Origin of the sequence: Pantoea sp. CTOTU49201, assembly GCF_032054795.1 — a bacterium.
Taxonomy (GTDB): Bacteria; Pseudomonadota; Gammaproteobacteria; order Enterobacterales; family Enterobacteriaceae; genus Pantoea; species Pantoea symbiotica.
The window spans coordinates 1-14,988 of sequence record NZ_DAMBSA010000068.1; the positions used below are offsets into that span (position 1 = coordinate 1).

General features: G+C 59.4%; 14 protein-coding genes and 1 pseudogene. 14 read left to right on the plus strand and 1 reads right to left on the minus strand.

What is annotated here, in order from left to right; genetic code table 11:
* The 13 genes and pseudogenes from RTY00_RS07215 to RTY00_RS07275 all read left to right on the plus strand — a co-directional run.
* A pseudogene (locus RTY00_RS07215) lies at nucleotides 1-369 on the plus strand (AMP-binding protein); the annotation flags it as partial.
* Nucleotides 356-703: a hydroxymyristoyl-ACP dehydratase gene (locus RTY00_RS07220; RefSeq protein WP_312663949.1), complete on the plus strand. Its 348-nt coding sequence runs from the start codon at nucleotides 356-358 to the stop codon at nucleotides 701-703. The pseudogene RTY00_RS07215 and the gene RTY00_RS07220, both read left to right, overlap by 14 nt.
* A complete protein-coding gene (locus RTY00_RS07225) occupies nucleotides 697-2,391 on the plus strand; it encodes a glycosyltransferase (protein WP_312663950.1) in 1,695 nt (564 codons plus the stop codon). The genes RTY00_RS07220 and RTY00_RS07225 overlap by 7 nt, the downstream gene beginning before the upstream one ends.
* On the plus strand, nucleotides 2,384-2,800 hold the full coding sequence (locus tag RTY00_RS07230; protein ID WP_258144907.1) for a thioesterase family protein: 417 nt from the start codon (nucleotides 2,384-2,386) through the stop codon (nucleotides 2,798-2,800). Before RTY00_RS07225 ends, RTY00_RS07230 begins: the two co-directional genes overlap by 8 nt.
* The gene (locus tag RTY00_RS07235; RefSeq protein WP_312663951.1) at nucleotides 2,797-3,408 is read left to right on the plus strand and encodes an outer membrane lipoprotein carrier protein LolA; all 612 of its coding nucleotides are present in this window, start codon (nucleotides 2,797-2,799) and stop codon (nucleotides 3,406-3,408) included. Before RTY00_RS07230 ends, RTY00_RS07235 begins: the two co-directional genes overlap by 4 nt.
* On the plus strand, nucleotides 3,374-5,695 hold the full coding sequence (locus tag RTY00_RS07240) for an MMPL family transporter (protein WP_312663952.1): 2,322 nt from the start codon (nucleotides 3,374-3,376) through the stop codon (nucleotides 5,693-5,695). The genes RTY00_RS07235 and RTY00_RS07240 overlap by 35 nt, the downstream gene beginning before the upstream one ends.
* Nucleotides 5,692-6,264 carry a DUF3261 domain-containing protein gene (locus RTY00_RS07245; protein WP_312663953.1) on the plus strand — a complete coding sequence of 191 codons (573 nt, stop codon included), beginning with the start codon at nucleotides 5,692-5,694 and terminating at the stop codon, nucleotides 6,262-6,264. The genes RTY00_RS07240 and RTY00_RS07245 overlap by 4 nt, the downstream gene beginning before the upstream one ends.
* Nucleotides 6,261-7,418: a beta-ketoacyl-[acyl-carrier-protein] synthase family protein gene (locus tag RTY00_RS07250; protein WP_312663954.1), complete on the plus strand. Its 1,158-nt coding sequence runs from the start codon at nucleotides 6,261-6,263 to the stop codon at nucleotides 7,416-7,418. Before RTY00_RS07245 ends, RTY00_RS07250 begins: the two co-directional genes overlap by 4 nt.
* The gene (locus RTY00_RS07255) at nucleotides 7,411-7,884 is read left to right on the plus strand and encodes a 3-hydroxy-fatty acyl-ACP dehydratase (RefSeq protein ID WP_312663955.1); all 474 of its coding nucleotides are present in this window, start codon (nucleotides 7,411-7,413) and stop codon (nucleotides 7,882-7,884) included. Before RTY00_RS07250 ends, RTY00_RS07255 begins: the two co-directional genes overlap by 8 nt.
* Nucleotides 7,881-8,612 carry a 3-ketoacyl-ACP reductase FabG2 gene (locus tag RTY00_RS07260; RefSeq protein ID WP_312663956.1) on the plus strand — a complete coding sequence of 244 codons (732 nt, stop codon included), beginning with the start codon at nucleotides 7,881-7,883 and terminating at the stop codon, nucleotides 8,610-8,612. Before RTY00_RS07255 ends, RTY00_RS07260 begins: the two co-directional genes overlap by 4 nt.
* Nucleotides 8,609-9,844, plus strand: a complete 1,236-nt coding sequence (locus RTY00_RS07265; protein WP_312663957.1) for a beta-ketoacyl-ACP synthase — start codon at nucleotides 8,609-8,611, stop codon at nucleotides 9,842-9,844. The genes RTY00_RS07260 and RTY00_RS07265 overlap by 4 nt, the downstream gene beginning before the upstream one ends.
* A 220-nt stretch (nucleotides 9,845-10,064) precedes the next feature.
* A complete protein-coding gene (locus RTY00_RS07270) occupies nucleotides 10,065-12,266 on the plus strand; it encodes a TonB-dependent siderophore receptor (RefSeq protein ID WP_312663958.1) in 2,202 nt (733 codons plus the stop codon).
* Between the two features lie 312 nt (nucleotides 12,267-12,578).
* Nucleotides 12,579-12,752 (plus strand): hypothetical protein, encoded by a 174-nt coding sequence (locus RTY00_RS07275; RefSeq protein WP_312663959.1) that lies wholly within the window; start codon nucleotides 12,579-12,581, stop codon nucleotides 12,750-12,752.
* Here the strand turns inward: RTY00_RS07275 and RTY00_RS07280 are convergent.
* On the minus strand, nucleotides 12,749-13,897 hold the full coding sequence (locus RTY00_RS07280) for a beta-glucosidase (protein WP_312663960.1): 1,149 nt from the start codon (nucleotides 13,895-13,897) through the stop codon (nucleotides 12,749-12,751). The genes RTY00_RS07275 and RTY00_RS07280 overlap by 4 nt on opposite strands.
* Nucleotides 13,898-14,057: 160 nt before the next feature.
* Here RTY00_RS07280 and RTY00_RS07285 point away from each other — a divergent pair.
* On the plus strand, nucleotides 14,058-14,988 hold a 931-nt coding region (locus RTY00_RS07285; RefSeq protein ID WP_312663961.1), incomplete at its 3' end, for a phospholipase D-like domain-containing protein.

Below are 14,988 nucleotides of genomic sequence, written 5' to 3' on the forward strand. Positions count from 1 at the left end.
GTGCAGCAGCCGTCCGGCCAGTTTCAGCTGGCGGGGCGTCAGGATCGCGTGGTGAAGATTGAAGATAAGCGCGTCTCTTTGAGTGAAATTGAACGCCGCCTGCTGGCGTTGCCCGGCGTGGACGATGCCGCCGCGCTGGCGATTCAGCGTCACGGTCGTCACGCGATTGGCGTGGTGCTGGCGCTGCCCGAAATGCTGGATGCGGCGACGCTGCATCAGCTAAAAATTGAGTGGAAACGCGCGCTGCAACCCTGGCTGGAGCCGGTGGCGATGCCGCGCTACTGGCGCGTGGTGACAACCATTCCTGTCACCGCACAAAGTAAACGCGCCTGGCCACAAATTGAGGAGTTGTTTGATGTTGCCGGTTGAACTGCATGCCGAACAGCAGGGCGATGCACTGACATTGCGCCTGCACGTTGCCGCCGATCTGTTTTGGTTCCGTGGCCATTTCCCGACGCTGCCGATTCTACCGGGAGTGGCGCAGCTCGACTGGGCGCTGCATTTCGGCCTGACGCGTTTAGCTGTCGGGAAATCCTTTGCCGCCATCGACAATATCAAGTTTCAGCAGCCGGTGCCGCCAGATGCCGAACTGCAATTACAGCTGCAGTGGCAGGCAGAAAAATCGCTGCTCAGCTTCAGCTACAGCCTGATCAATGGCGACGTAGCGACGATCGCCAGCAGCGGGAAGATTCGCCTGTGTTAAGCCCTGACTTCACGCCTTGCGTATTAATTCCCTGCTATAACCACGGCGCAATGCTGGCGTCGGTGCTGGCGCGGCTGGCACCGTTCAACTTGCCGGTGATTCTGGTGGATGACGGCAGCGATGCCATCACCAAACAGCAGATTGCGGCGCTGGATGCGCCACAGTTGCAGGTGCTGACGCTGCCGCATAATCAGGGCAAAGGCGCGGCGGTGATTGCCGGTATGCGCGCGGCGGCGGCGGCGGGTTTCAGCCATGCGCTGCAGCTCGATGCCGATGGACAACATCAGGTGGAAGACACGCCGCGTATGCTAGCCGAAGCACAGCGTTATCCGCACTGCCTGATCTCCGGTCAGCCGCTTTACGACGCTTCGATTCCCAAATCGCGCCTGTATGGCCGCTACATCACCCATTTCTGGGTGTGGGTGGAAACGCTGTCGTTTTCGCTGAAAGACAGCATGTGCGGCTTCCGCGTCTATCCGCTCGCACCGTCGCTGGCGTTGTGCGATTGCCGCCCGATTGGTCAGCGCATGGATTTCGACACCGAAATCATGGTGCGTCTCTATTGGCAGGGCACGCCGAGCCGTTTTATCACCACGCGCGTGACCTATCCGGCCAGCGGCGTATCGCACTTTGATGCGCTGCGTGACAACCTGCGCATCTCATGGATGCACACGCGGCTGTTCTTCGGCATGTTGCCGCGCATCCCGCTGTTGCTGCGCCAGCGTGGCGATGCGCAGCACTGGTCGGCGACGCCGGAAAGGCGCGGGCAGAGCGGTTTGCGCTTTATGCTGTGGCTCTATCGTCGTGCTGGGCGCTTACCCTTTATCTTGCTGCTGTGGCCGGTGGTAGCAGTTTACTGGCTAACCGGACGCACCGCGCGCGCCGCCTCGCAGCAGTGGCTGACGCGGGTGCAAGCGGTGGCGCAGCAGCAGAACATCGCGTTGCCTGCGCCGCTCAACAGCTATCGCCACTTTCTGCGTTTTGGCTACAGCATGCTGGATAAAGTCGCCAGCTGGCGCGGCGATCTGCAATGGGGACGCGACATTGATTTCGCGCCCGGTGCAGAAGCCACTATTCGCGCCGCCGAGGGCAAAGGTCATTTGATTCTCGCCTCGCATCTCGGTGATATCGAAGCCTGCCGCGCGATGGCCAAACAGGTCAGCGGATTGGTGATTAACGCGCTGGTGTTTACCGATAATGCGCAGCGCTTCCGCGAGGTGCTGGAGAGCATTGCGCCACAGGCGGGCGTGAATCTGATGCCGGTCACCGATATCGGCCCGGACACCGCCATTCTGCTGCAGCAAAAACTGGATGCGGGTGAATGGGTGGCGATTGTTGGCGATCGCACCGCCGTGCATCGCCAGCGTGGCGGCGAGCGTCGCGTGGTGTGGAGCGAATTTATGGGCCAGCGCGCACCGTTTCCGCAGGGACCGTTTGTGCTGGCGGCAGCGTTGCGCTGTCCGGTGCTGCTGATGTTTGCCCTGCGCGAACAGGGCCGGTTGCGGGTGCATTGCGAAGCCTTTGCCGATCCGCTCTCGCTGCCGCGCGCGCAGCGCCAGCAGGCGTTACAAGCCACGGTCGATCGCTACGCCGAACGGTTACAACAGCACGCGCTGATGGCGCCGCTGGACTGGTTTAACTTTTACGATTTCTGGACGTTGCCCGAGGAGAAAAGCCGCGATGAGTGAAAGCAACTACCGCGCTGAAGTGGAAATTACCGTGTCGTTTCACGACTGCGATCCGATGGGCGTGGTGTGGCACGGCAACTATTTCCGCTTTTTTGAAGTGGCGCGCGAAGCCTTGCTGCGCAGCGTCAATTACAGCTACGGCGAAATGGCCGCCAGCGGCTACGTCTGGCCGGTGGTGGATACCCACGTGAAATACCGCCAACCGCTGCGCTGCGAAGAGGTGGTGCGCGTCGCCGCCAGCATCAGCGAGTACGAAAACCGATTGCGCATCGATTACGTGATCCGCAACGCGGCGGGGCAGGTGACCACCAAAGCACACACGCTGCAAGTGGCGGTAAATGCGGCCACGCAGGAGATGTGTTTTGTCTCGCCCGATATTCTGTTTGAACGCCTGGGAGTGAAACCGTGATCAGAACCCTTTGTTTGCTTCTGCTGGTGATCTGTGCCAACGCCAGCGCGGTTACGCTCGAGCAGCTACAACAGCGCTTCGCCAGCCAACCGGTGATCCGCGCCAATTTTGTTCAGGTGCGCACCATTGCCGGGATGGCGCAGCCGCTGGTGTCACGCGGTCAGCTATTGATCGCCCAGCAGCAGGGTTTGTGGTGGCAGCAAGCCACGCCGTTCCCGCTGATGCTGATCCTCGATGACAAGCGCATGGTGCAGAGCATGAGCGGCCAGCCGCCACAGGTGATCACCGCCGACAGCAATCCGCAGATGTTCCAGTTCAACCATCTGTTGCGCGCGCTGTTCCAGGCGGATGAAAAGGTGCTGCGCGAGAACTTTGCGCTCGATTTCCACGATCAGGGCAACAACCGCTGGCAGCTTGGCCTGACGCCGAAAGCCGCGCCGTTGAATAAGATTTTTAACCGTATCGAGCTGCAGGGCGAAGCGTTCCTCAACCGTATCACGCTGGATGACAAGCAGGGCGATAAAACCGAGATCACCCTCAGCGATACCCGCACCGAACCTAAACAGTTGACCGATGAAGAGCGAGCCCGTTTTGCCCCAGCGCAGTGAGAAAACCGTTGCGCTGCTTTGGCTGGCAGTATGCCTGACGTTAGCGCTGGCGCTGGCGGTTTTGCTGCCGCGCAGCCAGCTGAACAGCAGCGTGCTGGCGTTATTGCCGCAGCAGAACCTCGGCCAGGCACCGGCTGAGATCCAGCACGGCTTTATGCAGCGCCTCGATCGTCAACTGGTGTGGCTGGTGAGCGCCAACGATCAAGACGGCGATGCGGTCGCGGCCTGGTGGCAAGCACAGCTGCAAGCTTTGCCGATGCTGAAACAGGTCAGCGGCGCACTAGATGACAATCAAATGCAGCGTTGGGGCGCCTATGCGTTTCAGCATCGCAACGGTTTGATCGATCCGGCTACGCGCGCACGTTTGCAGAACGGCGGCGGCGCGCAGGCCGACTGGATACTGGCGCAGCTGTTCTCGGCCTTCGCGGGCGTCGGCAGCAAAGAGATCGGCAACGATCCGCTGCTGCTGGTGCGCGGCGCACAGCTGGCGATGCAGCAGAGTGCCAACAAAATGCTGCTGCATAACGGCTGGCTGACGGTCAACGATGCGCAGCAGCGCCGCTGGTATTTCCTGCACGGCGAACTAGCGAGCAATGCTTTCAGTATCAAAGAGAGCCATCAGCTGGTGACTGCACTTAATGAGCTGGAGCAACAGCTGAAAACCCGCTGGCCGGATGCGCAATTACTGACGCGTGGCACGGTGCTGTTCAGTGACGATGCCAGCCAGCGCGCGCAGCATGATGTCGAAACCCTCGGCAGCGCGACGTTAGCGGGATTGCTGCTGCTGGTGTGGCTGGTTTTCCGTTCGTTGCGGCCGCTGGCGCTGTGCGCATTGTCGGTGGCGATTGGCGCGATGGCGGGCACGGTGCTGACGCTGCTGTTTTTTGGTGAGCTGCATCTCACCACCTTAGTGATGAGCCTCAGCATTGTCGGTATCTCGGCCGATTATACGCTCTACTACCTGACGGAACGCATGGTGCACGGCGAGCAGGCCACGCCGTGGCAAAGCTTGCATAAGGTGCGCGGCACGCTGCTGCTGGCGCTTGGCACCACGGCGATTGCCTGGCTGCTGATGCTGCTGGCACCGTTCCCCGGCTTGCGCCAGCTGGCGGTGTTTGCTGCCAGCGGATTGAGCGCTTCCTGCCTGACGGTGATCTGTTTTTATCCGTGGCTGGTGCGCGGTTTACCGGTGCGACCGATTCCGGCGATGGTGTGGCTGGCGCGCTGGGTGGCCGCGTGGCGGCGCAATAACTGGCTGAAGCGCGGTTTACCGGCGCTGGTGGCGATTTATGCGCTGAGCGGCATGCTGCAACTCAAGGTCGATGATGATATTGCCCATCTGCAAAGCGCACCGGCGCAACTGTTAGCGCAGGATCGTCAGCTGGCGCAGCTGACCGGTCAGCAGGCCGATCAAACCTGGTTTGTGGTGTGGGGCGAGGATGAACAGCAAGCGCTGCAGCGGCTGAGCGCGCTGGCACCGCAGCTGCAGCAGGCGCAGCAGCAAGGCTGGTTTAGCAGCTATCGCGTGCTGCCGCTCAGTTCGCTGGCGCAGCAGCAGCAGGATGTAGCGCTGCTACAGCAGGCCGCACCCACCATTCTGGAACGATTGAAGCAGGCGGGCATCACGGTAGCGAATGCTAATCTCAGCGCCATGCCGGTGACCGCCGCCGACTGGCTGGCGAGCCCGCTGAGTGAAGGCTGGCGGCTGCTGTGGCTGTCGCTGCCGGACGGACGCAGTAGCGTGCTGGTGCCGATCGGTGGCGTTAAAAACAGTGCCGCGCTGCAGCAGCTGGCATCCCAACAGGCGGGCGTCAGCTGGGTCGATCGCAAGGCCAGCTATGATGAACTGTTCCGCTTCTGGCGCACGCTGCTGAGCGGATTGCTGGCGCTGGCGTTATTGCTGATTACCGCCAGCTACATGCTGCGACTGGGCGTGAAAGCCGGCATGCGCAGCGCGCTGCCGTCGTGGCTGTCGCTGGCGGCGGCACTGGCGACACTGGGCTGGATCGGCGCGAGCCTCAATCTGTTTGCCTTGCTGGCGCTGATTCTGGTGCTAGGCATCGGCATCAACTACACGCTGTTCTTCAGCAATCCGCGCGGCACGCCGTTAACCTCGATGCTGGCGGTGACGCTGGCGATGATGACCACGCTGTTAACGCTCGGCATGCTGGTGTTCAGCAGCACCGCCGCTATCAGCGGTTTTGGTACCGTGCTGTGCAGCGGGATTTTTTGTGCATTCTTGCTGGCGCCGCTGGCGCTGGCTCCGGGGAAAAGGAAGCAACGATGAAAATGGGCATTTTGCTGCTGTTGAGCCTGCTGGTAAGCGGCTGCGCGCAGCATCAGAGCGACCTCAATCGACCGAGCGCGTGGCTGAAACCGGGCGTGCGCGTCACGCTGCCAGCGCCGGGCATTTCGCCGGCGTTTCAGCAGCAGCAGTTGCTGACCGGCCACGCCAAAGGCAAAACCCAGTCGCTGCTGGTGCTGCTGAGCGCCGACTCGCAACAGCTGAGCCTCGCCGGTTTGTCATCGCTTGGCATTCGCCTGTTCCGCGTCACCTATGATAAAAACGGCATTCACACTCAGCAGATGATGGCGCTGCCGGAAATGCCGCCCGCCAGTCAGGTGCTGGCGGATGTGATGCTCAGCCACTGGCCGATCAGCGCATGGCAGCCGCAGTTGCCGCGTGGCTGGACGTTGACCGACATCGACGATCGCCGCGAGCTGCGCGATCCTTCTGGTAAGGTGGTGACGCTGATTCTCTATCTGCAGCGTGGCGAGTTGCGTGAGCCGATCAGCATCGACCAACGCGCCTTTGGCTATCAGATTCAAATCCAACATCTGGATGCCTCATCATGATCTACATCTCCGCCTTTGGCATGGTGAATGCGCTGGGCAATAACCTGGAGCAGATTGCCGCGCAACTGCAAGCCGGTGAAGCGTTGGGCATGCAGCCGCGCGACGGCTGGCTGCAAGACGGCAAACGCTGCTGGCTGGGCGAAGTACAGGGCGCGTTGCCGCCAATTCCTGCCGCGCTGGCGGCGCATAACACCCGCAACAATCAGCTGCTGCTGGCCGCGCTGGCGCAGATACGCCCGGCACTGGATGCGGCCATCGCGCAATATGGCCGCGATCGCGTGGCGATTGTGCTCGGCACCAGCACCTCCGGCGTCGATGAAGGCGATCGTCAGGTGGATGACGCATTGCCGGGCTACGATTACCGCATGCAGGAGCTCGGCGATCCGTCGCGCTTCCTGGCGCACTATTTAGAACTGGACGGTCCGGCTTACACCATTTCTACTGCCTGCTCCTCCAGCGCGCGCGCGATCATCAGCGGCCAACGTTTGATCGATGCTGGTTTAGCGGACGTGGCGCTGGTGGGCGGCGCTGATTCGCTGAGCCGCATGCCGATTAACGGTTTCGCCAGCCTGGATTCGCTCTCTGAGCGTCACTGCGCGCCCTTTAGCGCCGATCGCGACGGCATTTCGATTGGCGAAGCTGCCGCGCTGCTGCTGTTGACGCGCGAACAGCAGCCGCTGGCGCTGCTCGGTTGTGGTGAATCGTCGGACGCATGGCACATGTCGGCGCCGCATCCGGAAGGCATCGGTGCCGAGCGCGCTATGCTGATGGCGCTGCAACAGGCGGGTTTACAGCCGCAGGATGTCGGTTATATCAACCTGCACGGCACCGCCACGCCGTTGAACGATCAGGTGGAATCGGCGGTGATTCATCGTCTGTTTGGCGATAGCGTGCCGTGCAGCTCAACCAAACACCTTACCGGCCACACGCTGGGCGCGGCGGGCGCGACCGAAGCGGCCTTGGCTGCACTGATTCTGCAGCAGAATCTGCCGCTGCCGCCGCAGGATTTCTCGCAGGCGGCACGCGATACCTCGCTGCCGGAGTGCGGTTTGATCACCACGCCACAGCCGCTGGCGCGTCCGGTGATTGCTTCAAATTCGTTTGCTTTTGGCGGGAACAATACCTGCCTGATTGTAGGAAAGCCTTATGAGTGATTTTCTGCCGGTTGATGCTTATCTGCCGCATCGCGCGCCGATGCTGCTGCTCGATCGCGTCATCCAGGTCACCGACGACAGCGTGATCTGCGAAGTCAGCATCAACGCTACGGGCGTGCTGGCGCCGTTTATCACCCCGCAGGGCGATTTGCCGGCATGGTACGGCGTGGAGATCATGGCGCAGACGGTTGGCGTTTGGTCGGGATTTCATGCACGTCAGCGCGGCGACAATGAGATTCGTCCCGGCATGCTGCTTGGCGGACGCGGCTATCGTGCCAGCAGCGCCGCTTTCGCTGCCAACAGCACGCTGCGCGTCGAAATGCGCCTGCTGATGCGGGACGACCGCTTGGGCAGCTTTGAAGGGGAAATCCGCTGCGGCGACGCGATCATCGCCAGCGGGCGGCTGAATACCTATCAGCCCAATGAACACGAGTTAATTCAATTGCAACAAGGAATTCAGCCATGATACGCAGCGTTTTAGTGACCGGCGCAAGTAAAGGAATTGGCCGCGCCATCGCACAGCGTCTGGCGCAGGATGGCTTTGAGATTGTGGTGCATTATCACCGCGACAGCGCCGGTGCAGCGCAGACGCTTTCAGAGATTGTGGCGGCGGGCGGATGTGGGCGCACCTTGCAGTTTGACGTGGCGCAGCGCGAAGCCACACGCAACGCACTCGAACAGGACATTGCCGCGCACGGCGCCTATTATGGCGTGGTAAGCAATGCGGGCATCACGCGGGATGCGGCATTTCCGGCGCTGACCGATGATGAGTGGGACAGCGTGATCCACACCAATCTCGACAGTTTCTACAACGTGATTCATCCGTGCGTGATGCCGATGATTGGCCTGCGCAAGGGCGGACGCATTATTACGCTCTCTTCGGTATCGGGGATTATGGGCAATCGCGGCCAGGTCAACTACAGCGCGGCCAAAGCGGGCATCATCGGTGCCACCAAAGCGCTGGCGATTGAGCTGGCGAAACGCAAAATTACCGTGAACTGTATCGCCCCGGGCTTGATTGATACCGGCATGACCGATCTTGAACCGCTGGTGATTGATGAAGCGATGAAGCTGATTCCGATGAAGCGCATGGGCGCGGCAGAGGAAGTCGCCGGGTTGGCCAGCTACTTAATGTCGGACATCGCGGGCTACGTCACGCGTCAGGTGATTTCAATCAATGGAGGTATGCTGTGATTCAGCGTGTAGTGGTTACCGGCATGGGTGGCGTGACCGCCTTTGGTGAGAGCTGGAGCGCGGTGGCTGAGCGGATCAGGCTGGGCAAAAATGCGGTGCGTCATATGCCGGAATGGCAGATTTACGACGGCTTGCACACGCTGCTCGGCGCGCCGGTGGACGACTTTACGCCGCCCGCGCATTACACGCGCAAACGCATTCGCTCGATGGGTCGCGTTTCACTGATGGCGACGCGCGCCACCGAACTCGCGCTGGAGCAGGCCGGTTTGATCGACCATCCGGTGCTGACCAACGGTGAAACCGGCATTGCTTACGGTTCCTCAACCGGCAGCACCGGCCCGGTGAGTGAGTTCGCCACCATGCTGACGGAAAAGCACACCAACAACATCACTGGTACCACTTACGTGCAGATGATGCCGCACACCACCGCCGTCAATGCGGGTCTGTTCTTCGGTCTGCGCGGCCGGGTGATCCCAACGTCCAGCGCCTGTACCTCGGGCAGCCAGGCGATTGGGTATGCGTGGGAAGCGATTCGCCACGGTTATCAAACCGTGATGGTGGCGGGTGGCGCGGAAGAGTTGTGTCCATCCGAGGCGGCGGTGTTCGATACGCTATTCGCCACCAGCCAGCGCAACGACGCGCCGCACACCTCGCCCGCACCGTTTGATCAGCAGCGCGACGGTTTAGTGATTGGCGAAGGCGCGGGCACTTTGATTCTCGAATCGCTGGAACATGCGCAGGCGCGCGGAGCCACCATTTATGCAGAGCTGGTAGGTTTCCACACCAACTGCGATGCCGCGCATATCACTCAGCCACAGCGTGAAACCATGCAGATTTGTATCGAGCGTGCGCTGAAAACCGCCGGTGTCACGGCGCAGCAGATTGGCTACATCAACGCCCACGGCACCGCCACCGATCGCGGCGATATCGCCGAGAGTCAGGCCACCGCGGCGATTTATGGCAACAGCACGCCAATCTCTTCGCTGAAAAGCTACTTTGGTCATACGCTGGGCGCCTGCGGGGCGCTGGAAGCCTGGATGAGCATTGAAATGATGCGCGAAGGCTGGTTTGCGCCGACGTTGAATTTATCGCAACCGGCAGCGGAATGCGGTGAACTTGATTACATCATCGGCGAAGCGCGCCAGATTGAGACGGATTATATCCAATCCAATAATTTCGCGTTTGGCGGTATTAATACCTCGTTGGTGTTTAAACGCTGGCGCGATGGCTGATAGTAGGTCGCCATGAATGGCGACCCTACAAAACCGTGCATGCCATCCAATGGCGATCCCACAGAACCCGTCGTAGGGTCGCCATTCATGGCGACCTGATTCACCACTCCCCCATGATATGAACCCAGAAGTAGGATTTTTCTTGCTTTCGGGCAACGACTGCGCATAATCGCAAACCGCAATAATAATGATTATCACTTCGTTTGCATTAGGGGATCCCATGCGCGCTATGCCTTTCAATCCCGGACTGAAACCGACGCTGTTGGCCGTAATGGTCAGCGCCGGTTGTTTGCCAGTGATGGCTGCTACCACCAACACCACAACTCAAACCAACGCGAAAAACGAGCAGCAGACGCTGACCGTGACCGCGACACCACAAACCGATTTCAAACCAGGCGGCGACGATCTGGTACCGGCGTTCCTTGATGGGCAGGTTGCATACGGTGGCCGCCTTGGCATGCTGGGTGAGCAAAACGCCATGGACGTGCCGTTCAACGTCATCGGTTTTACCTCGAAAATGATTCAGGACCAGCAGGCGCAAACCATCGGTGATGTGGTGCGTAACGATGCTGGCGTGCAGAATCTGAAAGGCTACGGCAACTTTGCCGAAAGCTATCGCATTCGTGGTTTTAAGCTGGACGGCGATGCCATGACCTACGGCGGCCTGGCCGGTATCGTGCCGCGTCAGGTGATGGATGCCTCGCTGATTGATCGCGTGGAAATCTTCAAAGGCGCTAACGCCTTGCTGAACGGTTCGGCGGAAAGCGGCGTCGGCGGCATGATTAACCTCGAGCCGAAACATGCCGATGACACGCCACTGACGCGCATTGGCGTGGATTACACTTCCGGTTCACAAGTGGGCGGCACCGCCGATATTGGCCGTCGTTTTGGCGACAATAACCAGTTTGGCGTGCGTCTGAATGCGGTTAACCGCGAAGGCGGCACGGAGGTGGATGGCGAGAAGAAACGCACCACCGCTGCGTCACTCGGGCTGGATTATCGTGGCGACCGTCTGCGTACGTCGCTCGACGTCGGCTACCAGAAAAAGACCTTCCACGATGCGCGTAACGGCATCAACATCAGCGGCATCGATTTCATTCCTGATGTGCCATCCAACTCGAAAAACTACAGCCAGAATTGGGTGTTCAGTGATATCGAGTCGGAGTTTGGTCTGGCGAAAGCCGAATATGATCTGACCGATCAGTGGACCGCCTATGCGGGCCTCGGCGCGCAGCACACCCATGAAGTGGGCAACTACGGCATTCCGAAGATCCTCGATAGCGCGGGCAACGCCACCATTGGTCGCTTCCGTACCAATCGCGTGCAGGACAACATGAGCGGCATGGTTGGCCTGCGTGGTGATTTCACCACCGGTCCGGTGACGCATAAAGTGAACTTCGGCTATTCGGCGATGACCGCGAATGCGAAAAACAGCTATCGCATGTCGTCGGGCAACGATGCCAATGTGAACATTTATAATCCGCAAGATGTGGCCGAACCGGATAGCGTTTACTCCGGTGGGGCTAAGTTCAGCGATCCACTGACCACGTATCGTTCACGTTCGCAGGGCTACCTGCTGAGCGATACGCTGGGCTTCTTTGATGACACCTTGCTGGCAACTGTCGGCGCACGTCATCAGAAAGTGGTGGTGCGTAACTACGGTTATGACGGCGCAGAAGATACGGCGACACGTTTTGACAGCAGTCGCTGGTTGCCAGCTTACGGTTTGCTGTATAAAGCCACGCAGAATATCTCGCTGTATGCCAACCATACCGAATCGCTGACGCCGGGCACCGCCGCGCCGTTTACCGCCACCAACTACGGTAGCGTGACCGGCATCGTGCATGCCAAGCAGAACGAAGTGGGGGTGAAAGCGGACTTTGGTCGCGTTGGCGGATCGCTGGCGCTGTTTGAAATCAAACAGCCGGTTGGCGTGCTGAACAATTCGGTTTACCAACTGAATGGCGAGCAGCGTAACCGTGGCGTAGAGCTGAACGTATTCGGTGAGCCGGTGCTGGGTCTGCGTCTCAACAGCAGCGCCACCTGGATCGATCCGGATATGACCAAAACCGGTGACAGCGATCAGAATGGCAAAAACGCCATCGGCGTTCCGCGCTTCACTGCGGCGCTGGGTGCGGAGTATGACATCAAGCCAGTTGATGGTTTGACTGCCACGGCATTGCTGAACTACACCGGCTCGCAATACGCCGACCTGGCAAACAACATGAAGCTGGATGATTACACCACGCTGGATTTGGGTCTGCGTTACCGCATGAAGGTTAACCAGAACGATATGGTGTGGCGCGTGGGCGTGGATAACGTCACCAATGAGAAATATTGGGCTAACGTCGATGACAGCGGCACCTATTTGTCTCAGGGTGAACCGCGTACGGTGAAGGTTTCACTGAGCTACGATTTCTAATCTGTTCTTCACGGGGCGCTTGCGCCCCGTTATTTTCTCCGTCAGAAATAATCCTGTAACTTTAAGCACATTGCATTACACTCTGAGCGGCAATCCTGCACGAAAACTCGCCTTTATTTTTGAGTCATCATGAGTTCACCTGCACCACCAGACGACCACGACGAACCTTATCGGCAGCCGCTCGACGACGCGCTCTTCGCTATTGTGGTACTTGCAGTCACTTCGGTTACGCTTATAATCTTCGTCCTGATGATTACGCTGTGGATGAGTTAAGGTCAGCACCGGGAAAAGGAAGCCTGCAAGGAGATGTCGATGGAATCCAGAGATGACAAACTGATCGCCATAATTGGCCTGCTCTCCGCCTGTTTAATTGGCGTGGTGTTTCTCTTCACTATGACCTGGCTCACCGACGTACGTCATCCCGCAGATCCTTTACTCGATGTGCAAACCTGCCCGCAAAAACCAACCACCACGCAACAGTCTTAGCTTTTTGTCTGCCAGTTCTGCCACTTAATTTGTTGACTGCGCAACTCCAGCGCCAGCGCCTCATGCAAGGTGCGATTGCCATTGGGATCGCCGAGGCCAAACAGCGCGCCCGGTGAACGCCGATCGTCGGCCCACGCCGGATACTCCACCACCGGATAGAGCGAAATGCCTTCCAGCGCCACACCGTGATCCAGCGCCAGACGCGCTTCTTCACTGATCTGCCGCAGCCAGGGCGCACGCGCCTCACCTTCAGCGCCGGTTTCAGCCAAAATCATCGGGCGCTGATAGCGTTGCCAGCACTGCATTAATAAACGGTGCAGCGGTTGCCGCGTCGGATGGTCAAGCGGAATGGTTTCGCCTGAGAAAAACCAGTGATTGTCGGGATAGTAATTGAGACCCAGAATATCGAGGAAATCCGCGCGGCCACCCAGTTCCGGCGCATCGCGTCCGCCAATCCAATCCCAGGCTTCAAACTGCGCCTGATGCTGCGCGTCGGCGTAAGGTTTGCTGTCGGGATTATCGGGATCTGTCGCCACTTGTACCAGCGGATCGGTCAGCACAAAGCGGGCATCGGGATATACCTCACGAATGGCGTGCATCGCCGCCAGCGAGGCGCGCACCAATTGACGCTTCAGCTCGCGACCGCGATCGCTGGCGTAGGGATCGAGCCAGGAAACGTCCGCGCCCGCCCATGACCAGAATGAGATTTGGTTAATCGGCGTGATAAAGGGCTGTTCGATGCCTTCATCGCGCATCAGTTGCGCCATCGCGCGGGCGAAGCGTTCAAAGTGATCGACAAAGCTGGCTTTCCAGATATCCAAGTGATCGGGATAGCCAAAGTGCGCCAGCTCCCAGATAATCTGCATGTCGTGACGCGCTGCGGCATGCACCATCGGCAGAAAGGTGCGCCAGTCATATGCGTTGGGCACCGCTTCAATCAGATGCCAGCGCGCGCCATCGCGCGCGGTGTGCAAACCTTCTTGCGCTAACGCGGCATAATCTTTTTCCAGCAGCATGTCGTGGCCGCTGCTGATCACCATATCGAGCCGACGTCCGCCTGCGCGACGGGCGGTTGAACAGGGAAAACTGCCCTGAAAGAAACTGCGGAACAGCTGAGGGTGATGGCGCAGGGATTGCTGGGTCATAATCCTCTCCTCACGGTGAACGCCGGATGCAGAATGCAGAACGCCTGGCTAAGTCTAGACTAAATTGACGGTGCGCCATCGGGCAGAAAAGGAAGCCTCCGATTGCTTGTTAGCGCATTGATACCAACAATAATAGGTCCACAGCTTTCAGGGATTCACTATGAGTGAAGCAGCAACTTCTTTGCCGCCTGAGGAACAGTCGGGCAACGGGCTGAAACCGAGTGTTGAGGCGCGTTGTGCGCGGCATCCGGGCATGAGCGGCATTCATCCGCTTAACGATGGATTGGATGCTTTTGCTGCGCGCTATCAGATGATGAGCATGGCGCAGCACAGCATTGATGTGCAGTACTACATTTGGCACAACGACATGTCCGGTCGCTTGCTATTTAGCGCGCTGTTGGACGCCGCCGAGCGCGGGGTGAAAGTGCGACTGCTGCTGGATGACAACAACACGCCGGGTTTGGATGAAACGCTGGCGGAACTCGATCGCCACGCCAATATCGCCGTGCGTTTGTTCAATCCGTTCTCGTTCCGCACGCTGCGCGCACTCGGTTATCTCACCGATTTTTCACGCCTCAATCGACGTATGCACAATAAAAGTTTGACGGTGGATGGCGCGGCGACGCTGGTGGGCGGGCGCAATATCGGCGACGAATATTTTGGTACCGGCGATGAGCCGCTGTTTACCGATCTCGATGTGCTGGCGATTGGTCCGGTGGTCGATGAAGTGACGCAAGATTTCGAACGCTACTGGCGCAGTAAAGCCGTTTCGCCGCTGCGCAAGGTGGTTGATGTGAGCGGCGATGCGCATCAGGCGGTGCGCTTGCCGCCAGAGTGGCAGCAGAGCGAAGCGGTGGAGCGCTATCTGGCGCGGCTGGAGCACTCGTCGTTTATCAGCCAGATGGAGCAGGGCGAGCTGGAGATGACGTGGGCGGAATCGCGCCTGCTGAGCGACGATCCACGTAAAGGGCTCGGCAAAGCAAAACGCCGCAGTTTACTGCCGCAGCGTATGCTGGAAGTGATCGGCACGCCGCAGCAGCAGTTCGATATCATCTCAGCCTATTTTGTCCCGACGCGTGCAGGCGTGGCGC